Source organism: Micromonospora sp. NPDC005806 (assembly GCF_042871425.1).
GTDB lineage: Bacteria > Actinomycetota > Actinomycetes > Mycobacteriales > Micromonosporaceae > Micromonospora.
This window is the reverse complement of record NZ_JBIAIL010000039.1, coordinates 18938-45286: the sequence shown is the minus strand read 5'-3', so window position 1 is coordinate 45286 and position 26349 is coordinate 18938. Positions and strand designations below refer to the sequence as shown.

Here is a 26349-nt window from a genome sequence, read left to right as displayed (position 1 = left end):
TACATTCGCGGACTGAACCCTTCCCCCGGGCAGCCGTTCCCGGCAAGCTAGACGGGTGAAGGTGCGCGAGTGGGACCCCCGAACCGCGTCGTCCGCCGAGATCGCGTCGCTGCTGGACACGCTGAACGCGGTGCTGGCGGCCGACCTGCCGCAGGATCCGCCCTGGCGGGAGAGTTCCCTGCGGGAGTACCTCTCCGAGGTGATGCCGGGTGAGCGGCGGATCTCCTGGGTCACCCAGGCCGACCCGGCCCCGGACGGCACCCCGGGCGCCATCCTGGGGCACGTGAACGTGCTGCTCCTCGGCGGCATCGGCGTGCTGGAGGTGCTGGTCCACCCGACGGTCCGGCGCTCCAGGCTCGGCCGCGAGCTGGTGCGGGTGGCCGCCCGCCGGGTCTGGGACGAGGGCTTCCAGTCGATCGGCGTGGAGGTCGTCGGCGACACCCCGGCCGTGGCGTTCTACGAGTCGCTCGGTTTCGCCCGGGAGTACGTGGAGACTCGCAGCGTGCTCGACCTGGGCGCGGTCGACTGGCCGGCGCTGACCGAGATGGCCGGTGGGATCGGCGCCGGCTACCACCTGGAGTTCTGCCCGGGCGGGCTGCCGGACGACCTGCTCGAGGCGTACGCGCGGGCCAAGGCCGAGGTGCGGGACGTGGACGACGGCGAGCTGCGCCCCAGCTCGTACGACCCGCAGCGGCTCCGGGACAGCCTCGACACGCTGCGCCGGCGGGGCATGAAGCCGTACATCGTGCTCGCCCGGCACGAGCAGACCGGCGAGGTGGCCGGCCTGACCGAGGTGGTGGTGCCGGCGCAGCACCCGACCCGGGCCGATCAGTACGACACCATCGTCGTCCGGGACCACCGCGGCTACGGCATCGACCGGGCCATCAAGGCGCGGATGCTGCTGGAGCTGCGCTCGGCCGAGCTGGAGCTGGCCGAGGTGCAGACCTGGAACGCGCAGGCCAACGAGGCGATGCTGAAGGTCAACGCGGAGCTGGGCTACCGCCCCGACCGGGACTGGTGCGAATACGGCGTGGACGTCGCGGAGCTGGTGCACCGCCTCGACCCGCATCGCTGACGGATATTCACCAAACGGCTGCCCGGGGGATGGACGAAGGACCGGAACGGCACTTAACGTGCGTTAGTTCCCGTCCACCCATCGTGGAGGCCTCATGCGCCCGCGCCGCACCCTTGCCGCGCTCGCGACCACGGCGGCCGTCTCCGTCACGGCCATCGGCGTCGCACCCCCCGCGGCCAGCGCCGCGCCCACCGACCTGTTCATCTCCGAGTACGTCGAGGGCTCGTCCAACAACAAGGCGATCGAGCTCTACAACGGCACCGGCGCCCCGGTCGACCTGGCCGCCGCTGGATACCAGCTCCAGCTCTTCTTCAACGGTGCCACCACGTCGACGAACGTCGCCCTGAGCGGCACCGTGGCCGCCGGTGACGTCTTCGTGTTCGCCGCCTCCTCGGCCGCGGCCGCGATCCTCGCCCAGGCCGACCAGACGTACGGCGGCTCGCTCTACAACGGCGACGACGCGATCGTGCTGCGCAAGGGCACCACCGTGATCGACTCGATCGGGCAGGTCGGCGTCGACCCGGGCACCGAGTGGGGCACCGGGCTCGCCAGCACGGCCGACAACACGCTGCGCCGGCTGCCCTCGGTGACCTCCGGCGACACCGACCCGTCGGACTCCTTCGACCCGGCCGTGCAGTGGGCCGGCTTCGCCACCGACACCTTCGACGGCCTGGGCAGCCACACCATCGACGGCGGCGGCCCGGTCGACCAGCCGCCGGCGCTGAACTGCGGCGGCACGCTGACCGTGGAGGCGGGCGGCACCGCGACCCGCCAGGTCAGCGCCACCGACGCCGACGACACGGTCACCGACCTGGCGGTCACCGCCGTCAGCCCGGCGCCGGCGAGCGGCTCGATCAGCCGCACCGCGTTCACCCCGGCCGCCGGGGTCGGCGGCACCGCCACCGCGACGCTGACCGCGACCGGCCTCCCGGCCGGCTCGTACGCGGTCACCGTGACCTCGACGGACGCCGACGGGGGCACCGCCACCTGCACCCTCACCGTGCAGGCCACCACGGTGCTCTCGGTGGGCGAGGTGCAGGGCCGCACCGGCGACGACGAGGACGGCCGCACCGACCGGTCGCCGCTCGCCCCGGCCAGCGGCAACGGCACCAGCTCCGCCCTGTACGACGTGCGCGGAGTGATCACCCAGAAGTCGCTCACCCGCTCCTCCGCCGGGGCCGACCAGTACGGCTTCTACCTGCAGAGCCGCACCGGCACCGAGGACGCCGACCCGCTCACCTCGGACGGCATCTTCGTCTTCATGGGCTCGTTCACCACCCTGATCGGTGGTTACGCCCCGACCGTCGGCGACGAGGTGGTGCTGCGCGGCCGGGTCTCCGAGTTCTTCAACCAGACCCAGCTCTCCAGCGCCTCGCTGGTCCGCAAGCTCGACTCCGGGCTGGACGTCGACACCGTCGTGCAGGTGGACGACGGGATCCCGCCAGCCGACGCGGCCGCCGCCGACCTGTTCTGGGAGCGGCACGAGGGCACCCGGATGCGGGTCCGCTCCGGCAGCGGCGTCTCCGCCCCGCGGCACATCTTCGCCTCCACCCTGGACTCTGAGATCTACGTGGTGGACCGCGAGGACCCGATCATGAAGCGGTCCGACCCGTACGCCCGCCGGGTGTTCCGGGACGCGCACCCGCTGGACGACATCCCGGGCACCGTCTTCGACAACGGCAACAACCAGCGGATCCTGCTGGGCGCGGGCGGCGTGAAGGCGACCGCCGGTGACTCCACCGCGCTGCTGCCGGAGGCCCGCACGTACGACACGCTGACCGAGGACGCCTACGGCGCCATCTCGTACGCGTTCAGCAAGTACAGCGTGCAGCCGGAGCAGCTCACCCTGACCGGTGGCGCGGACCCGGCGGAGAACAACCCGCCGCAGCCCGCGGACCGCAACTCCGAGGTCGCGGTCGCCACCTACAACCTGGAGAACCTGTACGACTACCGGGACGACCCGTTCGACGGCTGCGACTTCGCCGGCAACTCGGGCTGCACCGGGGTCAGCCCGCCGTTCGACTACGTGCCGGCCAGCGAGGCAGCGTACGCCGCGCGGCTGAACGTGGAGGCCCGGCAGATCGTCACCGCGCTGCACAGCCCGGACCTGGTGCTGGTGCAGGAGGCCGAGGACCAGGACATCTGCTCGGTGGTCGACGACAACCTGGTCTGCGGCGACACCAACAACGCCGACGGCGCGCCGGACACCGTCCAGGAGCTGGCGCTGGCCATCGCGGCCAACGGGGGCCCCGCCTACGCGGCCGCGTACGACCGGACCGGTGCGGACGCCCGGGGCATCACCTCGGCGTTCCTCTACCGCACCGACCGGCTGACCCTGGCCGAGGCGACCGCCACCGACCCGCTGCTGGGCTCCGCCCCGACCGTGCAGTACCGCTCGACGGGGCTGCCATCCAATGCGGACGTGCAGAATCCGAAGGCGTTCAACGCGGTGCTGCCGGCCGACGTGGACCGCTCCACCGGCGTGGACGGATCCAACGTCTACACCCGGGCCGCGCAGCTGGCGAAATTCACCGTGGCGGCCGCCCCCGGCTCGACCGAGCACTACACGCTCTGGGCGGTCAGCAACCACTACTCGTCCGGTCCGGACACCCGGGTCGGGCAGCGGCGGGAGCAGGCCGCGTACGGCGCCGCGCTGGTGCAGGCGGTCGAGGCGAGCGACCCGGACGCCCGGGTCGTCTACGGCGGTGACCTGAACGTGTTCCCGCGTCCGGACGACCCGATCGCCACGGCGGAGAACCCGACCCCGTCGGACCAGCTCGGCCCGCTGTACCGGGCCGGGATGCACAACCTCTGGGACGACCTGGTCGCGGACGTGCCGGCGGCGGCCTACTCGTACACCTTCAACGGGATGGCCCAGACGCTGGACAACCTGTTCGTCAACGACAAGCTCCACGCCGACCTGGTGCAGGTGCGGGCGGCGCACATCAACGCCGACTACCCGACCGACGCCGAGGGCCTGGGAGACCGGGGTGCCAGCGACCACGACCCGCAGGTGGCCCGGTTCCGCTCCCGCGCGTCGCTGAGCGTGGCCGACACCTCGGTGGTCGAGGGCAACAAGGGCGACACGGCGCTGAAGTTCACGGTGACCGTGTCCCGGCCGCTCTCCGAGCCGATCCTGGTCTGCGCCGCCACCTACGGCATCACCGCGCAGGCCGGGTCGGACTACGACACGTACCTGGGCTGCCGGACGCTGGCCGCTGGCCAGACGTCGCTCGCCTTCCCGGTGACGGTCCGCGGTGACAAGAAGGCTGAGCCGGACGAGCAGCTCAACCTGTACGTGGTGGCCGCGCCGGGGGTTCGGCTGGCCGACCCGGTCGGCGTCGGAACGATCACCAACGACGACTGACGGTTTCGCACGGAGGCGGCCCGCCGTCCAGCCCCTGCGGCTGGGCGGCGGGCCGTTTCAGTAGTCCCACCGCCGCGGGTCAGGCGGACGCGGCGCGTTCCGGTACTTCGCCATCGGCTGGGTCACCCGGCCGTCCTGGTCGACCACGGCGAGGTAGCGGCCGGCCGCGCCGAGGAGCCGCTCGAGAACTCGGAGGCTGGGTGTCAGCTCACCGGTCTCGACCCGGCCCACGGTCGACGGGGCCACCTTGGCGAAGCGGGCCATCTGCCGCTGGCCGAGCCCGGCGATCCGCCGGGCCCGCCGAACCAGCCCGGCGATCGGGAAGGGACCGATGGTCGGATCGGCCGGCGGCGGATCGAGCGCGGATGCCATGCCCCGGACCCTGCCCGCGACCGCACGTCACCGGCAACCCCTGTGGACAGAGCTGTGGACAGTGCGTTCCGTCGCACACCCACCGGCCGTCGGCGCGGCCTGACCGTCCAGTCCGGGCAACCGCAACCTGTTCCGCGCCCGCCTTTGCTCTGCTGCAGCGGACGCAACACCGCGAGCGCTTCGGTGTTGCGTGGGCTGCAGCAGAGCAAAGGGGGCTGAACCAGACTGGTCCGGGCGGCACGGGCGGCGGGAAGCTACCGGAGCAGCCTCGCCGGGTCTACACCGTCGCCGAGCTGGCCCGGGCGCTGACCGTGCCCGCTCAGTAGCGCTCGCGTAGCAGCTGGGCGGCCTGAACCGCCCAGTAGGTGAGGATGATCTGCGCGCCGGCCCGGCGGATCGAGGTGAGCGTCTCCAGCATCACCCGCTCGCGGTCGATCCAGCCGTTCGCGGCGGCCGCCTCGACCATCGCGTATTCGCCGGAGACCTGGTAGGCGGCGACCGGGACGTCCACCGCGGCCCGGACCGCCGACACCACGTCGAGGTACGGCAGGGCCGGCTTGACCATCACCAGGTCGGCGCCCTCGGCGACGTCCAGCTCCACCTCGCGCAGCGACTCGCGCAGGTTCGCCGGGTCCTGCTGGTAGGTGCGCCGGTCGCCGTCGAGCGCCGACTCGACGGCGTCCCGGAACGGGCCGTAGAAGGCGGAGGCGTACTTGACGGCGTACGCGAGCACCGACACGTCCTGGTGCCCGGCGGCGTCCAGCGCCCGACGGATCACGCCGACCTGGCCGTCCATCATCCCGGACGGCCCGACCATGTGGACCCCGGCGTCGGCCTGGGCGACCGCCATCCGGGCGTACGCCTCCAGGGTGGCGTCGTTGTCCACCGAGCCGTCGGGGGTGAGCAGGCCGCAGTGCCCGTGCGAGGTGAACTCGTCCAGGCAGAGGTCGCTCATCACCACCGTGGCGTCCCCCACCTCGGCGACGACGTCCCGGATGGCGACGTTGAGGATCCCGTCCGGGTCGAGGCCGCCCGAGCCGGTGGCGTCCCGCGTGGCGGGCACGCCGAACAGCATGATCCCGCCGACGCCCGCCTGGACCGCCTCGACGGCGGCCTTGCGGAGCGAGTCCCGGGAGTGCTGGAGCACCCCCGGGAGCGACGCGATGGCCCGCGGCTCGGTCAGCCCCTCCTTGACGAACATCGGCACGACCAGCTCGGCCGGGTCGACGCGGGTCTCGGACACCAGCCTCCGGACGGCCGCGTTACGGCGCAGCCGGCGGGGCCGGATCTCGGGGTACGGCATGAGGACCTCCTGTGACGACTACCGGAACCTCAGCGCGGTCGGCCCCTGCACCTTCGAGCCCCGGCGCTGCTTGGCCGGCATCGCGGCGAGCTTCTCGCGCAACTCGACGGCGTAGGCGGCGAGCGCCTCCACCAGGTCGGGCACCGAGGCGTGCTGAGGCTGCACGTCGACCCGCAGGCCGAACTCCGTCGCCGTCTCGGCAGTCTTGGGCCCGATGACAGCAACCACGGTACGCGCGTGCGGCTTCCCGGCGATGCCGACCAGATTCCGGACGGTGGAGGACGAGGTGAAGAGCACCGCGTCGAACCCGCCCGACTTGATCGCGTCGCGGATCTCGGCCGGCGGCGGCGCCGCCCGGACGGTCCGGTACGCGGTCACGTCGTCGACCTCCCAGCCGCGCTCGGTGAGCCCGGCGGCGAGGGTCTCGGTGGCGATGTCGGCGCGCGGCAGCAGCACCCGGCCGACCGGGTCGAGGATCTCGTCGTGCGGCGAGAACTCGGCCAGCAGGCCCTCGGAGGACTGCTCGCCCGAGGGGATCAGCTCCGGCTGGATGCCGAAGGCCCGCACCGCGTCCGCGGTCGCCTCGCCGATGCAGGCGATCTTGACGCCGCCGAAGTGGCGGGCGTCCAGGCCGTGCTCGGCGAACTTCTCCCAGACCGCCCGGACCGCGTTCACCGAGGTGAAGATCACCCAGGCGTACCGGCCGTCGACCAGGCCCTTGACCGCCCGCTCCATCTGGGCGGGGGTGCGCGGCGGCTCGACCGCGATGGTCGGCACCTCGCACGGGATGGCCCCGTACGCGCGCAGTCGGGCGCTCATCACGCCGGCCTGCTCCTTGGTCCGCGGGACGAGCACCTTCCAGCCGTACAGCGGGCGATTCTCCCACCAGCTCAGCTTGTCCCGCTGGCCGACGCCGGCACCGATGGTGAGCACGACCCGCCCGGTGAAGCCGAGCGCCGCCGCGACGAAGGAGTCCACGCTCGACGTGGTGGTGTACTGCGTCTCGCCGGTGCCGTCGCCGGTCACGCCGACGCCGGTGGCGCCGTCCACCCCGGCGGCCAGCAGGCCGTCCCGGACGGCGGCCAGGTCGCCGGCGTCCACGGCCAGGGCCAGCGAGCCCCGGTTGACGGCCGCGGCCAGCGCGTCGAAGTCCAGCGTGGTGACGTCCTCGACGTCGGCGGCGGTCCGCACTCCCGGCAGCGGCACGCCCGCGTAGGTGGCCACCCCCTCGGCCTGGCCGATGCCCGGGACCACCTCGAAGTGCGCGGCGGTACGCGCGACCGCCTGCACCTCCTTGACCACCGAGTCGTGGCCGAACGGGTCCCCGGCGACCAGGTGCACCGCGTTCTGCCCGGAGCGGGCCGCGGAGATCAGCACCTTCGCCACGTCCCCCGGTACGCCCTCGGCGGGGCTGAACTCGGCGTCGGACTTGGCCTGGGCGCGGACGTGCTCGAGCAGCGACTCGGGGACTCCCCGGTCGTACACCACCTGGTCGGCGTCGACCAGGGCGTCCAGCGCCCGGCGGGTCAGCAGGCCCGGGTCGCCGGGTCCGGCCCCGACGAACGCGATCCGGCCTACGGGCTTACGGGTGCGGGTCATTCTGTGCTCCCAAATTGCTGGGTCCCCGGGCCGGCGTGTCCTTCTTGGCCGAGGATCGAGTCGGCGCCGAGTTCGAGGAGTTCGGCGGCGAGTGCCTTGCCGATCTCCGCCGCGTCGGCGGGCGTTCCGGTGCGGGACAGCCGGAGGTCACGGGTACCGTCCGGGCTGATCACCGCCCCGCGCAGGTAGATCTCCTCGCCGGCGTCACCCTCGGCGAGTTCGCCGTAGGCGGCGACGGGCGCGCTGCACCCGGCCTCCAGGGTGGCCAGCAGTGCCCGCTCCGCGGTGACCGCGGCGCGGGACGGTGCGTGGTCGAGCATCGCGAGCAGCTCGACCAGGTCCTGGTCGTCGACCCGGCACTCCACCGCGAGCGCGCCCTGGGCGGGCGCCGGCAGCATCAGCATCGGGTCGAGCGTCTCGGTGATCACGTCGGTCCGGCCGAGCCGGGCGAGCCCGGCCCGGGCCAGGACGACGGCGTCGAGGTCGGCGTCCGGGCCGAGCACCCGGCCGAGGCGGGTGTCCACGTTGCCCCGGACCGGGGTGACCTCCAGCTGCATCCCGAGCGCGTGCAGCTGGGCGATGCGGCGCAGCGCGCCGGTGCCGACCCGCGCGCCGGGCGGCAGCTCGGCGAGCGTCCGGCCGTCCCGGGCGACCAGCGCGTCCCGCGGGTCCTGCCGGGGCGGCACCGCGGCGATGTGCAGCCCGGGGGCCGCCGCCGTGGGCAGGTCCTTGTACGAGTGGACGGCGAAGTCGATGGTGCGGGCGGTCAGCGCGTCCCGGAGCGCGGAGACGAAGACGCCGACGCCGAGCCGGTGCACCGGGGCGGTGGAGCGATCGCCGGCGGTCACCACCTCGACCAGCTCGACCGCGCGGCCGGTGGCCTCGGTGAGGGCCGCGGCGACGTGGCCGGACTGGGCCATCGCCAGGGCGCTGCCCCGAGTGCCGAGGCGCAGGGGGGCGGTCATCGCGCACCTCCGGTGGACGGGACGTCCGCGGCGTCGAACGACGGACGACCGTCGATGTCGGACGCCACCACGTCGGGGACGGTGTCGACCGGGGAGGTCTGCGGCACCTCCAGGTCGAACAACTCACGCAGCAGGGCGGCGTACTGGTCGCCGCCCGGCTCGGCGGCGAGCTGGCGGACCCGTACGGTCGGCTGGTGCAGCAGCCGCTGCACCACCCGGTGCACGGTGCGGGCGACCTCCGCGCGCTGGTCGTCGCTGAAGTCGGGGCGGCGCTGGGCGAGCCGGCGCAGCTCGGCGGTGACCACGTCGTCGGCGCGCCCGCGCAGCGCGGCCACGGTGGGCGCCACATCGGCGCCACGCAGCCAGCTGAGGAACGCCTCGACCTCGGCGGCCACGATCCGGCCCACCTCGGCGGCGTCGGCGGCGGCGGGACCGTCGGCGAGGATCGCCGCCATCCGGTCGATGTCGATCACCTCGACGCCGGGCAGCGCGGCGACACCCTCCTCGACGTCGCGCGGGACGGCCAGGTCGAGCAGGACCAGCGGGCCGCGGTCGGCGCCCCGCCGGGCCGACGCCCGGGTCACCACGTCGAGGGTGAGGACCGGCTCGGTGGCCGCGGTGGCCGCCACGACGGTGTCCACTGTCGAGAGGGCGTCGACCAGCTCGGTCATCGGCACGGCGTTCGCGCCGTACGACTCGGCCAGCCGGACGGCCCGGTCGGCGCCCCGGTTGGTGACCGTGAGCGGCCCGGCGCCCAGCCGGGAGAGGGTGGCCACGCCCAGCGAGCCCATCGCGCCCGCGCCGACCACCATGGCGGGCCGGCCGGCCAGGTCGCCGTCGAGCAGCTCGGCGGCCAGGTCGAGGGCGGCGGTGACCACGCTCTGCCCGGCCCGGTCGATGTTGGTCTCGGCGTGCGCCCGCTTGCCGACCCGCAGCGCCTGCTGCATCAGCTCGTGCAGCAGCCGCCCGGCGGAGTCGGCGCCGGCGGCGGAGTGGTATGCGTCCCGCAGCTGGCCGAGGATCTGCGCCTCGCCGACCACCATCGAGTCGAGCCCGGCGGCGACCCGGAAGACGTGGTCGACGGCGGCGGCGTCGTAGTGCACGTAGAGGTGGTTGGCGAGCGCCGCCGGCGGGCTGCCGGCCTGCTCGGCCAGGACGGCGCAGATGTCCCCGAGGCCGCCGTGGAAACCGGAGACGGCCGCGTACACCTCCACCCGGTTGCAGGTGGAGACGAGTACGGCCTCGGCGACGTACGGCTGGGCGATCAGGCGGTCCAGGGTGCGGGTGAGGTCCGCGGGCGGGACCGCCAGCCGCTCCAGCGTCGCGACCGGGGCGGTGCGGTAGGACGCGCCGACGACGAGCAGTTTCACGTGCCGATCGCCTCCTGGTTGTCGGTGGTCGCGAGCCCGCCGGGCAGGGCGGTGAGGGCGGACCCGCCGGAGACGGGGAGCGCGGTCAGCGACGCCTTGCGGTGCTCGTGGAAGGACAGGATCTGCAGCTCGATCGCGAGGTCGACCTTGCGCACGTCGACCCCCTCCGGAACTGAGAGTACGCACGGCGCGAAGTTGAGGATGCTCGTCACGCCGACGGCGACGAGTTGATCGGCCACCGCCTGGGCGGCCCGGGCCGGGGTGGCGATCACGCCGATCGAGATCGACTCCTCGACGGCGACCTGCGGCAGCTCGTCGATGTGCCGGACGACCAGGCCGTTGATCTCCTCGCCGACCCGGGACGGGTCCGCGTCGAGGAGCGCGGCGATCCGGAACCCGCGGCTGGCGAAGCCGTCGTAACCGGCCAGGGCGTGACCGAGATTACCCACGCCGACCAGCGCGACGGCCCGCCGCTGGGTGAGCCCGAGCACGAACTCGATCTGGTCGATCAGCAGCGCGATGTCGTAGCCGACGCCCCGGGTGCCGTACGAGCCGAGGTGGGAGAGGTCCTTGCGGAGCTTCGCGGAGTTCACCCCGGCGGCGTTGGCCAGCCCCTCGCTGGAGACCGTCTCGTGGCCGGCCTCGGCGAGCGCGTGCAGGGCACGGAGGTATTCCGGGAGCCGCGCCACGGTGGCCTCGGGCAGGTCCGGGAGCGCCGGTACGGCACCGGCGCGGCCGGGCGCGCCTGGGTGACGGTGCTGACTCATGAGACTCCGTGCGGTGCGATCCTCGACCAGCGACGGTGGCCGGTCGTCTCGGGACTCCCGCTGGCGACCGATATTGCCGGCTGTGCTAGCAGGGCGCGTCGAAACTACAGAGTAGGCGCTTGTGAAGGGGTGCACAAATCGCGATCTTGCTGACTCGCGACGCGCCTCCACCTGCACCTCCATCCCGACAAGATCGATAGACCGCGCTCCCTCGGCGCCGCCTGCCGATTATTGCTCAATCCCGACTTCTCTGACCAATCGCACGCGCCCGGTCGCGCTGTGTCACCGGCGTGGCGAGGCGCGTGTCACGTCCGAGGTGGGGACAACCCCACCCCGGAGAGGCCGGTGCACGGGATGGGTCCGGCGCACGGCGGACCATAGCCTCGGGATATGACCGCCGTACCGCTGGCCACCGCGCCCGCCCCCACCACCCCCGCCCCGGGCCTCGGCCGGCAGCTCCTGCGCGACTCCGGCTACGTGCTGTTCGGCCTGCCGCTGGCACTGATCGGATTCGTGCTGGCGGTGGCGGGGATCTCCCTCACCGCCGGGCTGCTGGTCACCACGTTCGGCCTGCCCGTCCTCGCCGGCACCCTGTACGCGGCCCGCGCGCTGGCCGACCTCGAACGGCTGCGGCTGCCCGCGGTGCTCCGCCAGCCCCGGGTCCGCCCCGTCTACCTGGCCCCCGAGCCGAGGGCGGGCTACTGGCGCCGGATCCTCACGCCGATGCGCGACCCACAGTCGTGGCTCGACCTGCTGCACGCCTTCGTCAAACTGCTGGTGACGCTGCCCACGTTCATCGTGGTGCTGGTCTGGTGGGCGATCGCGGTCGCCGGCACCCTCTACGCCGCGTACGACTGGGCCATCCCGCGCGGGCCGGACGACCAGGACCTGAGCCAGCTCCTCGGGATGGGCGACGGGGCCGGGGCGCGGGTCGCCCTGAACACCTCGATCGGCCTGTTCTGCCTGCTCACCCTGCCGCTGGTGGCCCGGGCCTGCGCGCGGCTCCAGGCCGGCCTGGCCCGCTCCCTGCTCACCGGGGTGGCCGAGATGCGCAACCGGATCAGCACCCTGGAGGAGCAGAAGCGGGCCGCCGCGTCCGCCGAGGCGTCCGCCCTGCGCCGGCTGGAGCGGGACATCCACGACGGCCCGCAGCAGCGCCTGGTCCGCCTCGCCATGGACCTCAGCCGGGCCCGCCAGCAGCTCGCCGCCGACCCGGAGGCGGCCCGGCGCACCCTGGACGAGGCGGTCGCCCAGACCCGGGAGACCCTCGACGAGCTGCGCGCCCTGTCCCGGGGCATCGCGCCGCCGATCCTGGTCGACCGGGGCCTGCCCAGCGCCCTGGCCGCCCTCGCCGCCCGCGCCCTGGTCCCCACCGAGCTGGTGGTCGACGACGACCTGGGCACGCCCGCCGGCCGGCTGGACCCGGCGCTGGAGAGCACCGCGTACTTCGTGGTGGCCGAGGCGCTGACCAACGTCGCCAAGCACAGCCGAGCCGGTACCTGCCGGGTGGCCGTGACCCGCCGGGTCGGCCGGCTGGAGATCAGTGTCCGGGACGACGGGGTGGGCGGGGCCCACCTGGCCAAGGGGCACGGCCTGAGCGGCATCGCCGACCGGGTCCGGGCCACCGGGGGCGCGCTGGAGGTGACCAGCCCGGCCGGCGGTCCGACCGTCGTCCACGCCGAGCTGCCCCGGTGAACCCCGACGGGGACGTGGTAGACACCGGAACCATGCGGGTGGTGATCGCGGATGACGCCGTACTGCTCCGGGAGGGGCTGGTCCGGCTGCTGACCGAGTCGGGGCACGAGGTGGTGGCGGCCGTCGGGGACGGGGACGCCCTGGTCGAGGCGGTGGTGACGCACCGCCCGGACGTGTCGGTGGTCGACGTGCGGATGCCGCCCTCGCACACCGACGAGGGGCTGCGGGCCGCGGTGGAGGCCCGCCGACGCGTGCCACGTACGCCGGTCCTGGTGCTCTCCCAGTACGTCGAGGTCTCGTACGCGGACGACCTGCTCGCCACCGCCGGCGGGGCCGGCGGTGGCGGGATCGGCTACCTGCTCAAGGACCGGGTGGCGGCGATCGACGAGTTCCTGGACGCGCTGAACCGGGTGGCGGCCGGCGGCACGGTGCTCGACCCGGAGGTGATCGGCCAGCTGCTGGTCCGGCGCCGGCGCGACGACCCGCTGGCGGCGCTGACCCCGCGCGAGCGGGAGGTGCTCGCCCTGATGGCCGAGGGCCGCTCGAACACCGCCATCGCGAGGGCGCTCGTGGTCAGCGACGGCGCGGTCGAGAAGCACGTCCGCAACATCTTCACCAAGCTCGACCTCCCCGCCGACGCCACCACCCACCACCGCCGCGTCCTGGCCGTCCTCGCCCACCTCCGCGCCTGACCCCCCGTGCTGAGGCCGGGACGGGTCAGGGGAGAGCGCGGGCGATCGAGACGGCCTGGCTGAGGGTGTCGGCGACCGGGTGGCCGGAGGTGCGGAGGCGGGCAGGGTCGGAGAGGCCGCCGGTGTAGAGGACGCAGGCGGCCCCGGCCGATCCGGCGGCGTCGGCGTCGTCGAGCGAGTCACCGATCAGCACCGCCTCGCGGCCGTCCAGGCCCAGCTCGGCGAGGTGCTTCTCCAGCCACTCGGCCTTGTGCCCGCCACCCACCGCGGCCCGCAGCCCGTCCACCCGGCTGAAGTGCGGGGTCAGCCCGTACGTGTGGACCGTCGGGACCAGCTCGTCGTGGAACCACATCGACAGCAGCGACTGGCTGCCCGGCCAGGCGGCGATCGCGGCGGTCGCGTCGGCGGCCAGCGCGCAGCTGGTCAGCCCGGCCCGGTACGCGTCGTGGAAGATCCGGTCCAGCGCGCCGAACGCCTCGTCGTCGACGACCCGGCCCAGCATCTCGGCGTAGTAGTCGGCGATCGGCCGGCGGAACCGCACCCGGTGCTCGTCGGCGCTGACCTCCGGACCGCCGGCGCTGGCGAAGGCCACGTTGGTGGCCCGGACCACCAGGTCGAGGTCGTCGAGGAGGGTCCCGTTCCAGTCCCACACCAGGTGGCGGCGCACAGAGGTCATCGCTGCACCATAGGGGCCGGTCAGAGCTGCGGGGTGGTCAGGTCCCGCAGCAGGCGCTCCTCCTCGACCCGCCAGTAGCCGTGCTCCTTGCCGTCGAGCAGCACCACCGGCAGCCGGTCACCGTACTCGCGCTCCAGCTCGATGTCGTCGGTCACGTCCCACTCCGTCCAGCTGTCGCCGGTGACCGCCACCACCCGGCCGAGCGCCGCCCTCGCGTCATCGCAGAGGTGGCAGCCGGGCCGGGTGATCAGGGTGAGCCGGGGATCAGTGGACATCGGGTACCTCCGTGCGGATCTCGGTCGGCGGCGCCGGGACCGGCACCGGAGGCGCCGCCGGGCGGAGCTCGGTCTTGCGTACCTTGCCGATCGCCGAGTAGGGCAGGCTGTCGACGAACTCGACGGCGGTCGGGCACTTGAACCGGGCCAGGTTACGCGCGCAGTGGCCGAGCAGCTCCTCCCCCGTCACCGTCGAGCCGGCCGCCCGCACCACGTACGCCCGGACAGTCTCGCCGGTTCGCTGGTGCGGCACCCCCAGGACGGCCGACTCGGCCACCCCGGGATGCGCCTGGAGCACCAACTCCACCTCGTGCGGGTAGACGTTGAAGCCGTTCACCAGGATCAACTCGCCCAGCCGGTCGACCAGGTACAGGTCCCCGTCCTCGTCCGCGTACGCCACGTCGCCGGTGGCCCACCAGCCGTCCGCGTCCGGACCGCCCCGCCCGTCCGGCCAGTAGCCGGCGAACAGGTTGTCGCCGCGCACCACGATCTGCCCCGGGTCGGTACCCGACGCGTCGTCGGAGAGGTCCAGCTCGTCGGCGTCCTCCTCGGCCGCCGGCACGCCGTCCCGCCACAGCTCCGTGCCGTCCGCCCCGACCAGGCGCAGCTCGACCCCGGGGAGCGGGCGGCCGACGGATCCGGGCTTGGGCTCCCCGTCGACCAGGGTGGAGGTGAGCACCGGCGCGGTCTCGGTCAGCCCGTACCCGACGTGCACCGGGTGCCCGGTGACCTCGGTGAAGCGGGCCGCGACCGGCGGCGGCAGCGGCGCCGCGCCGCACACCGCGACGCGCACCGAGGCCAGCGCCGCCGCGCCGGCATCGTCCGCGTCGGCCCAGGTCAGGAACATCGACGGTACGCCGACCAGCACGCTGACCCGGTACCGGGCGATCTCGTCGAGCGCCCCGGTCGGGCCCAGCTCGTCGACCAGCACCCCGGTCGCGCCGTGGTGCACGACGGCGCCCAGCCCGGAGTTCAACCCGTACGCGTGGAAGAGCGGCAGCGCGAGCAGCACGGTGTCGTCGGGGCCGACCACCGGCGGGGTGATCCGGCCGACCTGCTCGTGGTTGGCGGCCAGGGCGCGGTGCGACAGCATCGCCCCCTTGGGCCGGCCCTCGGTGCCGGAGGTGTAGAGCAGGACGGCGAGGTCGTCCCCACCCCGCGCCGGGAAACCGGCCGGGCCGTCACCGTCGATCACCGGCGGCTCGGTGTGCGCGGCGGTCAGCGCCGGCAGCTCGTCCGTGGGGACCAGGTCCCGGACCTCCTCGGCGCAGACCAGCACGGCGGCTCCCGAGTCGGCGAGCACATGCCGCAGCTCCCGGGCGGTGAAGCCCGGGTTGATCGGCACCGCCACCAGGCCGGCACGCAGCACAGCGAGGTACGTGACCACGAAGTCCGGGGTGTTGCCGAAGGCGATCGCGACCCGGGGCGGGTGGGCGTCGCCGGGCGACGGTGGCGCCGCGACGACCAGCGCGCGGGCGGTCGCGGTGACCGAGGCGTCCAGTTCGGACCAGGTCAGCGTCCGGTCGCGCCAGTGCAGCGCGGGGCGGTCACCGTGGATGTCGGCCGCCCGGCGGAGTCGGTCGGCGAGGTTCGGCGCGGAGCTGTCGGCTGCGTCCTGCACGGTGGCTGAGTCTGGCACAGCCGCGTCCGCCGGGCCACGCTTGACGGCTTCGCCGGTCCGGGCGTCCCCTCGACGGGACCGCGCGGCGGTCCGCCCGGGAGTCCGGTGGGCGGGAGCCGGCCGCCGGCAAGCCGCCGCACGCGAACCCCGGGCAGCCGGGAACCGTGCCGCGGGACGGCCGCCGCGACACGCCGAGCGGGGGTACCAAATTAGCTCCGACCAGGACTTTCCACTCCGGACCAGTTTCCGGCGCGAAAGTCAATCGCACACGACGGACAACGGGTCCGCCATCCGTGCGACGGCACGGGAAATACTTCCGCTCTGTGTAACGGACTTGCCACGCGCGGGTGACGTTGGCCCTATCATCAGGCGGTCGGCTCACCCCGTTTGCCGTGAGTCGACACCCCTCAGCCCGAGGAGGCCCCCGTGCCTGTGAGCGCATTGGACCAGCACCTCAAGGGGATCTGCCGCCCGTCGGCACGTCCCGGAACGGCCCTGCCCGGCCGCGGCGCGCCTGGTCCCGCCGCCACGCCGCGACAGCCGGTGCGGCCGCGCCCCGCCTGGACCGGGGAGGCGCGGTGACCACCTTCGGCTACGCGGAACGCCCCGCCGGAGTGACCGGCCCGACCCAGCGGACCCCGGTCAACGAGCGGCTCGAGGCGGCGCCACGCGCCTCCGCCGAGGGGATGTGGAGCCTCGCGGTACGGGGTGAGGGGACGCGGCGGGGCCGCAACCGCTCGCACCACAACGAGGCGCCGCCGCGCCCGGCGGTACCCGGGAGCAACGCGAAGCCCGCCGCCGGCCGGCTCGGCGCGCCCTCCCGACCGACCATGCCGGCGCAGGCTCGCCGCGGTGAGACCCCGGCCAACGCCGAGCCGTCGGCCGCCGAGACCGCCGTGCTGCCCGCGATCCGGGCCGCCGACACGGCCGTCCTGCCGGCGGTGCCCGCCGAGGCCCCGGCCACCGGTTACCCGAGCCGTCCCGACCCGTCCGACCCGGCGACCGAGGTCTGGGCGCTGGTCGAGCGGGCGCAGGCCGGCGAGGCCGAAGCGTTCGGCCTGATCTACGACCGGTACGTCGACACGGTCTTCCGCTTCGTCTACTTCCGGGTCGGCAACCGGCAGCTCGCCGAGGACCTCACCTCCGACACGTTCCTCCGGGCGCTCAAGCGGATCGGCAGCTTCACCTGGCAGGGTCGGGACCTCGGCGCCTGGCTGGTCACCATCGCCCGCAACCTGGTCGCCGACCACTTCAAGTCCGGCCGCTACCGGCTGGAGGTCACCACCGGCGACGTGCTCGACGCCGACCGGGAGGACCGGGGGCCGGAGGGCAGCCCGGAAGCGGCCGTGGTCGAGCACATCACCAACGTCGCGCTGCTCACCGCGGTCAAGCAGCTCAACCCGGAGCAGCAGGAATGCATCGTGCTCCGTTTCCTCCAGGGCTTCTCGGTGGCCGAGACGGCCCGGGCGATGGGCAAGAACGAGGGCGCGATCAAGGCGTTGCAGTACCGGGCGGTCCGGGCCCTGGCCCGGCTCCTGCCCGACGGCTTCCAGCCCTGATCCCTACCCTTCCCCACCCTCCCGGCGACCTGCCCGGCGGGGGTACGCGTGCCTCCCGGTGCCTCGTGACGACGATCACGCTTGGTGATTTCATCCCCGCCCGCCCCGTAACCAGCACCCGACGCGGTCCGTTTCACCGAGTGCGGCCAGTGGTTGTCCCGACGTCCCCGGGGCCACCCGGTCCGGCGGGCATGGTCGGCCGACTCGGCCGGCCGTCGGGGTCAGGCAGCCACCGGTCGCCGGTGACATGACGGCCAACCGGCCGCGACCAGCGAGAGGGGGTGCCTGCGGTGGACAGCGACCTCTTCTCCCGTCGGCGTGCCGAACGCTTCGCGCAGCTCCTCGAGGAGGCCAACGGCGACCGGCGGCGGCACCACGCCCGTTCCCGGGCCGACGATGATCTCGCCGCCCTCGTCGCGGTGAGTCAGCGGCTCACCGCCGACCCGCCGACCGTCAAGGTCGACGCGGAGTTCCGCACCGGCCTGCGCGCCATGCTGGTCGCCGCCGCCGAGCGGGAGGGCGCCGGCACCGCGGCGAAGACCGCGGTCGCCACGACGTCCGGCGGACGGCGCCAGTCCCTGCTGCCGGCGGTGACCGGCCGGCGGGTCCGGGCCCGGGGCGCGATTCTGGTCGGCGTGGCCGCCGGGGCAGTGGCCCTCTCCGGCATCTCCGCCGCCAGCGAGAACGCGGTGCCCGGTGACGCCCTCTACGGCATGAAGCGTTCCACCGAGCGCGCCCAACTCGCCCTGACCAGCTCGGACATCAGCCGGGGCCAGCTCTTCCTCGACTTCGCCCGGACCCGGCTCGACGAGGCGGCCAGCGTCCGTGGCGACCGACTCGGCTTCAGCGCGGTCCTGGACGACATGGACGCCGACACCCGGCAGGGCGTACGCCTGCTGACCACCGTGGCGGCTCAGCGCTCCGACCCGGCCGGCCTGGACGCGATCAACGGGTTCCTCACCGGCCAGCGGCAGGCGGTCAGCGGGCTGCTCGACCGGGCGGACCACGTCGAGCGGGACCGGACCCGCCGGTCGCTGGCCCTGCTCGACGCCGTCGGCAAGCGGGCCGACGGGCTGCGCGCGGCGATCGCCTGCAGGCTGCCGGCCCCGGTGGCCAGTGACGCCCTCGGTCCCGCCCCGGTCTCCTGCCCCGGCGACCGCTGACCGCGCGGCGAGAGCCGCCACACTTCTCCCGGCGGACATCCGTCCGTCACGCACCGCCGGATAGGCTCGATGCGGAGGCGTACCCGGTCGGCGAGGGGGAGGGAGATCGCGGTGACCCGGACCCGGAAGGTGACGGTCAGCACCGACGTCCACGGACACACCGCCGGCTGGTCGGAGACCGCGGAGGCACCCCCGGTCACCCCCACCCCCGACCGCACCGCCGCCGCCTTCTTCGATGTGGACAACACGATGATGCAGGGCGCGTCGATCTACTGGTTCGCCCGCGGGCTGGCCGCCCGCAAGTACTTCACCACCGGTGACCTGGCCCGGTTCGCCTGGCAGCAGGCGAAGTTCCGACTGCTCGCCACCGAGCACGCCGGAGACATGTCGCAGGCCAAGGAGGCGGCGCTCGCCTTCATCCAGGGCTGGCGGGTGGACGATGTGGAACGGCTCGCGGATGAGATCTTCGACGAGCTGATGGCCCCGCGGATCTGGGCCGGCACCCGCAAGCTGGCGGAGCGGCACCTGGCCGAGGGCCAGCGGGTCTGGCTGGTCAGCGCGGCCCCGGTGGAGATCGGCCGGGTGATCGCGGCCCGGCTCGGGCTGACCGGGGCGATCGGCACGGTCGCCGAGGTGGTCGGCGGGGCGTACACCGGCCGGCTGGTCGGCGACCTGATGCACGGGCCGGCCAAGGCCGAGGCGATCACTCAGCTCGCCGCGGTCGAGGGGCTGGAGCTGGGCCGTTGCGCCGCCTACAGCGATTCCGCCAACGACCTGCCGATGCTGTCCACTGTGGGTCACCCGGTGGCGATCAACCCGGATCCGGCGCTGCTCCGGCAGGCCCGCGAGCGGGGCTGGGACGTCCGCGACTTCCGCACCGGCCGCCGGGCCGTCAGGATCGCCGTACCGTCGACGGCCGCCGCCGGGCTGCTCGCCGGCGCCGTCACCGCCGGCCTGGCCCTTCACCGCCGCCGCCACCGCGCCGACTGACGCACGCCCGCCGGTCAGGGGCCGAACGGGTCGGGGCGGCGTTCGAGCAGCTTGTGCAGGGTCTGCTGGATGGTCTCCCGCACCTGGTCGGCGAGGTTGAACACGACCAGCGGATCGTCCGCGGAGTCGCGCAGGTGCGCGGTGGGGATCGGCGGGCAGAACTCGATCAGCCACTTGCTCGGCAGCGGCACCATGCCCAGCGGCCCCAACCAGGGGAAGGTCGGCGTCACCGGGAAGTACGGCAGCTTGAGCAGCCGGGCGAGCGGCTTGATGTCGGCCAGCATCGGGTAGATCTCCTCGCCACCGACGATCGCCACCGGCACGATCGGCGTGCCGGTACGCAGGGCCGCCGAGACGAAGCCGCCCCGCCCGAAGCGCTGAAGCTTGTAGCGGTCGGAGTAGAGCTTGCCGACGCCTTTGAAGCCCTCCGGGAAGACACCGACCAACTCGCCATGGCCGAGCAGTCGCTCCGCGTCCGGGTTGCAGGCCACCGTGCCCCCGGTCTTGCGGGCGATCTCGGAGACCACCGGCATCCGGAAGACCAGGTCCGCGCCGAGCAGCCGCAGGTAGCGGCGGCCGGGGTGCCGGTCGTGCAGCGCGGCGGCCAGCACCAGGGCGTCCAGCGCCACGGTGCCGGAGTGGTTGCCGACGACCAGGCCGGGGCCGGCGTCGGGGATGTGCTCCACGCCGAAGACCTCGGTGCGGAACCAGTCCCGGTAGAGCAGCCGAACCAGCGGGTGGAAGACGGCGTCGGTCAGGTCCGGGTCGAAGCCGAACTCGTCCACCTCGTAGTCGCCGGAGAGCCGCCGCCGCAGAAAGGCGAGCCCCTTGGCGACCTTGCGGTCCCAGTGGTCCCCCGGCCGGTCCGCCACCGCCGGCCCGGGCGGCGCCCCGGCGCGGGTTCCCGGCCGCTCGTCCGCCCCGCGGTCCTTCGGGCCGCTCGTCGTCACCGCGTCCGTCGCGCCAGCGGCGGCCTTACCGGCCACGGCCTTCTTCGCGACGGCCTTCTTCGCGACGGCCTTCTTCGCGACGGCCTTCTTCGCGACGGCCTGCTTCGCGACCGGCTTCTTCGGGCCGGCGCCGCCCGGGTCGTCCGTCGGGGTCCGCGCCGGCTCGTCGGCGGAGGTGTCCGGCTCGTCGGCGGTCGGGGCGCCGGTCGCCAACGGCCCGGCGGCGGTCGCCGTGGCCCGCCGGTGTCCGTTGCGCCGCGCCGGCTCCGCGTCCGGTGCGGGTGTGGGCATCGGTACGTCGTAGCGGGCCTCGCCCCGCTCCTCGGCCCCGCTCACGAGCGCTCCCGGACCGCGGCCCGGACCTGCCGGATGCTCTCCAGCAGCAGTTGCTCGGCCGCGGCGAGCTGGGACCGGGTCACCACGACCCCACCGTGGTGGGCGCGGATGAAGTCGTCGAAGGCGTCGGCCGTCGAGCGGGGCGTGAAGCCGTACTCCCGCTCCAGTCTGGTGGTGTCCACCACCCGACCGTGCACGAAGAGGTCGACCTGGTCCAACCCGTAGCGGCCGAAGCCGAGGCTGCGGGCGATCGCGGCGGCCCCGGACAGGCCCGGTTCGAGCACCGGTACGCCCACCCGGCCGGCCCGCCGGATCGCCTGGGACAGCGAGAGCACCCCCGGACCGGCGACGTTGTACGTCCCCGGGTGCTCCTCGGCGACCGAACGGTGCAGCACCTCCAGGGCGTCGTCGATGTGGACGAACTGCAGGCGCGGGTCGCGGCCGAAGACGGTGGGCACCACCGGCTGGGCGAAGTAGCGGGTGAGCGTGGTGTCCGCGGCGGAGCCGATGAACGGCGCGAAGCGCAGCACGGTCGCGGTGACGTCAGGGCGCCGGCGGCGGAACCCGCGGACGTACCCCTCGATGTCGAGGATGTCGCGGCCGAAACCCCCGCGCGGCACCTCGCGTGGTTCGGTCTCCTCGGTGAAGACGGCCGGGTCGCGGAAGGACACCCCGTACGCGGCGGTCGAGGAGCGCACCACGAGCCTGCGCAGCCGGGGCGCCCGCTGGCACGCGGCGAGCAGTTGCATGGTGCCGATGACGTTCTGTTCCTTCATCGCCGCCCGGCCGCCGTGCTGCGGGTCGGGGGCGGTGACCAGGGCCAGGTGCATCACGGCGTCGACGTCGAGGTCGACCAGCAGGCCGCCGAGCGAGTCGACGTCGAGGTGGACCCGCTCGACCCCGCGCAGCAGGTCGGTGAACTCGGGATTGGGGGTGGCCGGGTCGACCCCGATGACGCGTTCGATGCGGGGGTCGGCGGCGAGGCGGGCGGCGACATGCGCACCCAGGTAGCGGCCGACCCCGGTCACGACGACGACCCCCGGAGCACCTGAGGTGCCACCGGGGGTCATGTCGTGCGCCTTGCCTGGCAGGCGGGATCGAGCCGGGACGTGCACGGCCTGATCACCTGAGCCTCCGAGGGTCGACAGTTGGCAAGTGGTGCCGAGTGCCGGGCCAGGGCCCGGCCCCGGTCACTTGCCGAGACGGCGACGCTGGACGCGGGTCTTGCGCAGCAGCTTGCGGTGCTTCTTCTTAGCCATGCGCTTGCGGCGCTTCTTGACCACCGAGCCCATACGACAGCCTTTCGATGCAACGTGCGGGGCGGACCGGGAGACACCACCGCGGGTGGCGTCGTGACCGCTTGCGGACAACGGACCGGACCAGCATGGTGGGCAGGGCACACCAGGGTGCGGTCACGGTCGGGGTCCAGGGTAGCCGGAGTGCGTCAGCAGGACCAACGCGCCCCCGTCGATGCCCCTTTCGTCGCACTCGTCGGCCTGGCCGCCGGTGCGTCAGGCGCTTTCCTGGAAGGCGCCCCGGAGGTATTCGTGCACGGCGTGCTCAGGCACCCGGAACGACCGGCCGACCCGCACCGCGGTCAGCTCACCGCTGTGCACGAGGCGGTAGACCGTCATCTTGGACACCCGCATGACCGTCGCCACCTCGGCGACGGTCAGGAACCTGACATCCGACAGTCGAGCGTCGGACTGCGACCCGGCCATGGCTCACCGACCCATTCCCATGCCCGGCGCGTGCCACCGGGCTGGTTGATCCGGCCACGACGGGCAACGCGCGTGTTACCAGTACGGTAGCGGGACGGCTGTGACCGGCGCGATCCCTTCCCACGGATGATCATGGACAATCAGCCGTTTCCGCACCGTTGACCTGGCGTTTTCTTCCCAGAAGCGCGTCCCGTCCCGTTCCGGGAGGCCGTCCTGCGGCCGGGATGGCCCCACTGGTGTCCCGGTGTCACTCGGCCCGCAGCGCCACCACCGGGTCGAGCCGGCCGGCGCGCTGGGCCGGCACCACGCCGAAGACGATGCCCACCGCCGCCGAGACCCCGAACGCGAGCGCCAGCGACCACCAGGTGATCGCCGCCGGGATCGGCGAGACCGCGTCGACCAGCAGCGCGGTGCCCACGCCGAGCGCCATCCCGGTCAACCCGCCGAGCGAGGTGAGCAGCACCGCCTCCAGCAGGAACTGCACCCCGATGTCCCGGGGTCGCGCCCCCACCGCCTTGCGCAGGCCGATCTCCCGGGTCCGTTCGCGCACCGAGACCAGCATGATGTTGGAGACGCCGACCCCGCCGACCAGCAACGAGATGCCGGCGATGGCGGCCAGCACCCCGGTCAGCACGACGAGGATGTCCCCGAGCACGCCGAGGATCTGCTGCTGGGTGACCGCGCTGAACTCGGTGTCCGGGTGCCGGCGCGACAGTTCGGCGACGATCCGGTCGCCGAGCTGGTCGATCCGCTCCCGGTCGGGAGCCTTGACCGCGATGCCGTCGATCCGCTGGGTGCCCCAGAGCCGCTGCGCCGCGGTCACCGGGATGTGCACCTCGTCGTCCCGGTCCACGCCCAGGCTCTGCCCGAGCGGGGCGAAGACGCCGATCACCCGGAACCGCACCCCGGCCAGGGCGACCTGCTGGCCGAGCGGGTCCCGGTCCGGGAAGAGCGTCCGCGCCACGGACGCCCCGAGCACCGCCACCCGGCGGCTGGTGTCCACGTCGGCCCCGGTGAGGTAGCGGCCCCGGGCGAGCGAGCGGGTGAAGACCCGCGGGGTGGTCTCCAGCACCCCCTGGACGGTGGTGAAGTCGGAGCGGTTGCCGGCCCGGGCGGTGGCGCCGGAGGTGACGGTGACGGCCACCCGCCCCGGGTCGCCGACGACCCGGGAGACGGCGTCCACGTCCTTCAGGTCGAGCGGCGAGACCACCGGCGCGGTGCCCACGTCGATCTTGCCGGGGACCACCAGGAGCAGGTTCGAGCCGAGTCCCTCCACCTGCTGCTCGACCGTCTGCTTGGTGCCGGTGCCGATGGCGACCAGCACCACCACCGAGGCGACCCCGATGATCACCCCGAGCATGGTCAGCGCGCTGCGCATCCGGTTGGCCCGCAGCGCGCCCAGCGCCACCCGCCAGGCCTCGGCGACCCTCATCCGGCACCTCCGGACGCGGCCTCCGCGTCGGGCCGCGGCCCGTCGGCGCGGTCCGGCCCGTCGCCGGTCCCGCCCGCTCCAGCCGTACGCGGAAGGCGTCCGGTGGCTCCGGTGGCGCCACCGAAGCCACCGGACGGGTGCCCCGGACCGTGTCCGGACACGGACCGGGGCTCCGCGCTGGGAGCGGCGTCCAGTGTCTCAGGTCGACCGGCGGCGCCGGACAGCGGTCGATCATGAAGCGTGTCGGACCGGATCAGACCGTCGCGTACGGCGATCCGCCGCCGCGACCGGGCAGCCACCTCCTGGTCGTGGGTCACCATCACCAGCGCCACCCCGGACTCGGCGTTCAACCGTTCCAGCAGTTCCAGCACCGCCTCGCCGGTGGCGGTGTCCAGGTTGCCGGTGGGCTCGTCGGCGAGCAGCACCGCCGGGTCGGTGACCAGCGCGCGGGCGATCGCCACCCGCTGCTGCTCGCCACCGGAGAGCTGGTTGGGGCGGTGGTCCAGCCGGTGCCCGAGCCCGACCCGACCGAGCATCGCCGCCGCGCGTTCCCGCCGCTGCCGTGCCCCGACCCCCCGGTAGACCAGGGGCAGCGCCACGTTGTCCACGGCGGACGTCCGGGGCAGCAGGTGGAACGCCTGGAAGACGAAGCCGATGGTCCGGTTGCGCAGCGTCGCCAGCTCGGGCGCGGAGAGGGTGGCCACGTCCCGGCCACCGATCGCCAGCCGACCGCCGGTCGGCCGGTCCAGCCCGCCGAGCAGGTGCATCAACGTGGACTTGCCCGAGCCGGATGGGCCGATCACCGCCACGTACTCGCCGGGGTCGATGGTGAGCGACACCCCGCGCAGGGCCGGCACCGACACCCCGTCCAGCTCGTACGTCCGGGAGACGTCGACCGCCTCGATCGCCGGCACCCCGACGGGGAGCGGGCCGGTCACCGGCGCGCCCGCCGTCCGGCATCCGGTGCCGGGCTCACTTCAGCTCCTGGCCGTCGTGCACCTGGTCGGTGCCGCGCACCACGATCCGGTCGCCGTCCTGCACCCCGCTGACGATCTGCACCAGGTCCTGTCCCTGCACGCCGACGGTGACCGACACCCGGTCCGCCTTGCCGTCGCGGAGCACCCACACCACGTCCCGGCCGTCGGCGGAGAAGACCGCCGAGGCCGGTACGGCCACCGCGTCGGTGGCCTCGCGGACCCGGAGGTGGACCACGGCGTTCATGCCGGGCCGGGGCACCGGAGCGGGCTCCCCCTCGCCGAGCCGACCGGCGCCGAGACTGAGCCGGACCCGGTAGCTGACGCCGCCCCGGGCCGAGGTGGTGGGCAGCAGGTCCACCGAGCGCACCGCGGCGTCGTAGGTCGCGCCGGTCACCGCGTCCAGCTCCACCGAGGCGGTCAGGCCGGCCCGGACCAGCAGCACGTCGGTCTCGTCCACCTCGGCGAGCAGACCGAGCTGACCGGTGTCCACGACGGTCAGCACCGGCGTGCCGGCGGTGACCCGGCCGCCGGGTGGCACCGCGTCGTCCACCCCCGGCGGCGGCCCGCCCTGCCCGGTCGACCCGAACACCGACGGATCGGCACCCGCCGTGTTCCCGCCGGCCGCCCCCAGCAACGCCGACAGGTCCGTCGACCCGCCGGTACGCGTGCCGCCCGGCTGCACCACTCCCGGGATCGGGGCGCGCAGGGTCAACGCGTCGACGGTCGCCTTCGCCAGGTCGTACGCCTGCTGCGCCTGGAGCCGCTGCGCGGCCGACAGCGCGCCGACGGCGCTGTTCAGCCCGGCCATCCCGCGCTGCACCGCGGCGACCGCCCGGTCGGCGGCGCGGGCGGCCGACTCGTACTGCCGCTGCGCGGACTCGACCTGGAGCAGCAGCGCCGACCGCAGCTGTGGGTCACCGATCTTCCCGGCGGCCCGGCGCGCGGCGTCGAACGCCTCGGCCGCCGCCTGGTCGGTGCCGCGCCGCCGGCCGCCCAGGTCGCCCACGCCGACGCCCCGGCCGGCCCGCTTCGCCGCCCGCAGCGCCTCCCGCGCCTGGCGGAGCCGGTCCTGCGCGGACGGCGAGTCGATGACGGCGAGCACCTGACCGCGGACGACCCGCTGACCGGGTTGGACACGCAGGCTGGCCAGGGTGCCGTCGGCGGGGGCGGTGAGGGTGGCGGCGGCCCGGGCGGCCACGGTGGCCGGCGCGTCGATCACCTCGGCCACCTCGGAGCGGCCCACCTGGGCCACGGTGACCGGCGAGCTGTCGTCACCGCAGGAGGCGGCGGTGGTGCCGGTCAGGGCGACGACGGCGAGCAGGGCGGTGAGCAGGCGGGGGCGGGTGGCCGCGGGCAGCCGCGGCAAGTGGGGGCGGCGCACTGGTCGATCGTACGAGTACGCCGCACGTCGCCCCCGAACCAGCCCGGGGCGACCACCCCGCTA

The 26349-nt window shown here is 74.1% G+C and carries 23 protein-coding genes; 7 read left to right on the top strand and 16 right to left on the bottom strand.

Annotated features, from left to right (window positions below; genetic code table 11):
- The first annotated feature begins 55 nt into the window (after nucleotides 1-55).
- A complete protein-coding gene (locus ACFYOS_RS29600; protein ID WP_387148561.1) occupies nucleotides 56-1075 on the top strand; it encodes a GNAT family N-acetyltransferase in 1020 nt (339 codons plus the stop codon).
- A 94-nt stretch (nucleotides 1076-1169) separates the two neighbouring features.
- Nucleotides 1170-4442, top strand: coding sequence for a lamin tail domain-containing protein (locus ACFYOS_RS29595; protein WP_387148559.1), 3273 nt, complete (start codon nucleotides 1170-1172; stop codon nucleotides 4440-4442).
- A 57-nt stretch (nucleotides 4443-4499) separates the two neighbouring features.
- Here the strand turns inward: ACFYOS_RS29595 and ACFYOS_RS29590 are convergent, their stop codons facing one another.
- The 6 genes from ACFYOS_RS29590 to ACFYOS_RS29565 form a co-directional block, all read right to left on the bottom strand.
- Nucleotides 4500-4814 carry a multiprotein-bridging factor 1 family protein gene (locus ACFYOS_RS29590; protein WP_387148557.1) on the bottom strand — a complete coding sequence of 105 codons (315 nt, stop codon included), beginning with the start codon at nucleotides 4812-4814 and terminating at the stop codon, nucleotides 4500-4502.
- Between the two features lie 319 nt (nucleotides 4815-5133).
- On the bottom strand, nucleotides 5134-6117 hold the full coding sequence (gene hemB / locus ACFYOS_RS29585) for a porphobilinogen synthase (RefSeq protein WP_387148556.1): 984 nt from the start codon (nucleotides 6115-6117) through the stop codon (nucleotides 5134-5136).
- An 18-nt stretch (nucleotides 6118-6135) separates the two neighbouring features.
- Complete coding sequence (locus tag ACFYOS_RS29580; protein ID WP_387148554.1) at nucleotides 6136-7716, bottom strand: uroporphyrinogen-III synthase; 1581 nt, start codon at nucleotides 7714-7716, stop codon at nucleotides 6136-6138.
- Complete coding sequence (gene hemC, locus ACFYOS_RS29575) at nucleotides 7713-8681, bottom strand: hydroxymethylbilane synthase (RefSeq protein ID WP_387148552.1); 969 nt, start codon at nucleotides 8679-8681, stop codon at nucleotides 7713-7715. The genes ACFYOS_RS29580 and hemC overlap by 4 nt, the downstream gene beginning before the upstream one ends.
- A complete protein-coding gene (locus ACFYOS_RS29570) occupies nucleotides 8678-10051 on the bottom strand; it encodes a glutamyl-tRNA reductase (protein ID WP_387148550.1) in 1374 nt (457 codons plus the stop codon). Before ACFYOS_RS29570 ends, hemC begins: the two co-directional genes overlap by 4 nt.
- A complete protein-coding gene (locus tag ACFYOS_RS29565; protein WP_387148548.1) occupies nucleotides 10048-10818 on the bottom strand; it encodes a redox-sensing transcriptional repressor Rex in 771 nt (256 codons plus the stop codon). Before ACFYOS_RS29565 ends, ACFYOS_RS29570 begins: the two co-directional genes overlap by 4 nt.
- Before the next feature lie 390 nt (nucleotides 10819-11208).
- On the opposite strand from ACFYOS_RS29565, the gene ACFYOS_RS29560 reads away from it, so the two are divergent.
- The gene (locus ACFYOS_RS29560; RefSeq protein ID WP_387148546.1) at nucleotides 11209-12513 is read left to right on the top strand and encodes a sensor histidine kinase; all 1305 of its coding nucleotides are present in this window, start codon (nucleotides 11209-11211) and stop codon (nucleotides 12511-12513) included.
- A gap of 32 nt (nucleotides 12514-12545) precedes the next feature.
- Nucleotides 12546-13205: a response regulator transcription factor gene (locus ACFYOS_RS29555; RefSeq protein WP_387148601.1), complete on the top strand. Its 660-nt coding sequence runs from the start codon at nucleotides 12546-12548 to the stop codon at nucleotides 13203-13205.
- 25 nt (nucleotides 13206-13230) lie between these two features.
- Here ACFYOS_RS29555 and ACFYOS_RS29550 read toward each other — a convergent pair whose 3' ends face one another.
- The 3 genes from ACFYOS_RS29550 to ACFYOS_RS29540 are packed head-to-tail and all read right to left on the bottom strand — an operon-like array spanning nucleotide 13231 to nucleotide 15777.
- Nucleotides 13231-13881 (bottom strand): HAD family hydrolase, encoded by a 651-nt coding sequence (locus ACFYOS_RS29550; protein WP_387148544.1) that lies wholly within the window; start codon nucleotides 13879-13881, stop codon nucleotides 13231-13233.
- Nucleotides 13882-13901: 20 nt separating this feature from the next.
- Nucleotides 13902-14156 carry a glutaredoxin family protein gene (locus tag ACFYOS_RS29545; protein WP_387148542.1) on the bottom strand — a complete coding sequence of 85 codons (255 nt, stop codon included), beginning with the start codon at nucleotides 14154-14156 and terminating at the stop codon, nucleotides 13902-13904.
- Nucleotides 14146-15777, bottom strand: a complete 1632-nt coding sequence (locus ACFYOS_RS29540) for an AMP-binding protein (RefSeq protein ID WP_387148540.1) — start codon at nucleotides 15775-15777, stop codon at nucleotides 14146-14148. The genes ACFYOS_RS29545 and ACFYOS_RS29540 overlap by 11 nt, the downstream gene beginning before the upstream one ends.
- 578 nt (nucleotides 15778-16355) lie before the next feature.
- Here ACFYOS_RS29540 and ACFYOS_RS29535 point away from each other — a divergent pair.
- The 3 genes from ACFYOS_RS29535 to ACFYOS_RS29525 all read left to right on the top strand — a co-directional run bounded on the left by ACFYOS_RS29535 (nucleotide 16356) and on the right by ACFYOS_RS29525 (nucleotide 19489).
- Nucleotides 16356-17336, top strand: a complete 981-nt coding sequence (locus tag ACFYOS_RS29535; RefSeq protein WP_387148538.1) for an ECF subfamily RNA polymerase sigma factor, BldN family — start codon at nucleotides 16356-16358, stop codon at nucleotides 17334-17336.
- Between the two features lie 290 nt (nucleotides 17337-17626).
- Nucleotides 17627-18499: a DUF5667 domain-containing protein gene (locus ACFYOS_RS29530; RefSeq protein ID WP_387148536.1), complete on the top strand. Its 873-nt coding sequence runs from the start codon at nucleotides 17627-17629 to the stop codon at nucleotides 18497-18499.
- Between the two features lie 111 nt (nucleotides 18500-18610).
- Nucleotides 18611-19489: an HAD family hydrolase gene (locus ACFYOS_RS29525; protein WP_387148534.1), complete on the top strand. Its 879-nt coding sequence runs from the start codon at nucleotides 18611-18613 to the stop codon at nucleotides 19487-19489.
- A gap of 14 nt (nucleotides 19490-19503) precedes the next feature.
- On the opposite strand, the gene ACFYOS_RS29520 is transcribed toward ACFYOS_RS29525, so the two are convergent.
- From ACFYOS_RS29520 to ACFYOS_RS29490, 7 genes are all read right to left on the bottom strand, one after another.
- A complete protein-coding gene (locus ACFYOS_RS29520; protein WP_387148599.1) occupies nucleotides 19504-20361 on the bottom strand; it encodes a lysophospholipid acyltransferase family protein in 858 nt (285 codons plus the stop codon).
- A 410-nt stretch (nucleotides 20362-20771) separates the two neighbouring features.
- The gene (locus ACFYOS_RS29515; RefSeq protein WP_387148532.1) at nucleotides 20772-21845 is read right to left on the bottom strand and encodes an NAD-dependent epimerase/dehydratase family protein; all 1074 of its coding nucleotides are present in this window, start codon (nucleotides 21843-21845) and stop codon (nucleotides 20772-20774) included.
- 120 nt (nucleotides 21846-21965) lie between these two features.
- Nucleotides 21966-22067, bottom strand: a complete 102-nt coding sequence (locus ACFYOS_RS29510) for a 30S ribosomal protein bS22 (protein WP_007465623.1) — start codon at nucleotides 22065-22067, stop codon at nucleotides 21966-21968.
- Nucleotides 22068-22286: 219 nt separating this feature from the next.
- Entirely contained in the window at nucleotides 22287-22496 is a 210-nt protein-coding gene (locus ACFYOS_RS29505) for a helix-turn-helix domain-containing protein (protein WP_013288759.1), read from the bottom strand.
- A 247-nt stretch (nucleotides 22497-22743) separates the two neighbouring features.
- Entirely contained in the window at nucleotides 22744-23928 is a 1185-nt protein-coding gene (locus tag ACFYOS_RS29500; protein ID WP_387148530.1) for an ABC transporter permease, read from the bottom strand.
- A complete protein-coding gene (locus tag ACFYOS_RS29495) occupies nucleotides 23925-24866 on the bottom strand; it encodes an ABC transporter ATP-binding protein (RefSeq protein WP_387148528.1) in 942 nt (313 codons plus the stop codon). The genes ACFYOS_RS29500 and ACFYOS_RS29495 overlap by 4 nt, the downstream gene beginning before the upstream one ends.
- Nucleotides 24867-24900: 34 nt before the next feature.
- A complete protein-coding gene (locus tag ACFYOS_RS29490; protein WP_387148526.1) occupies nucleotides 24901-26286 on the bottom strand; it encodes an efflux RND transporter periplasmic adaptor subunit in 1386 nt (461 codons plus the stop codon).
- Nucleotides 26287-26349 lie beyond the last annotated feature (63 nt).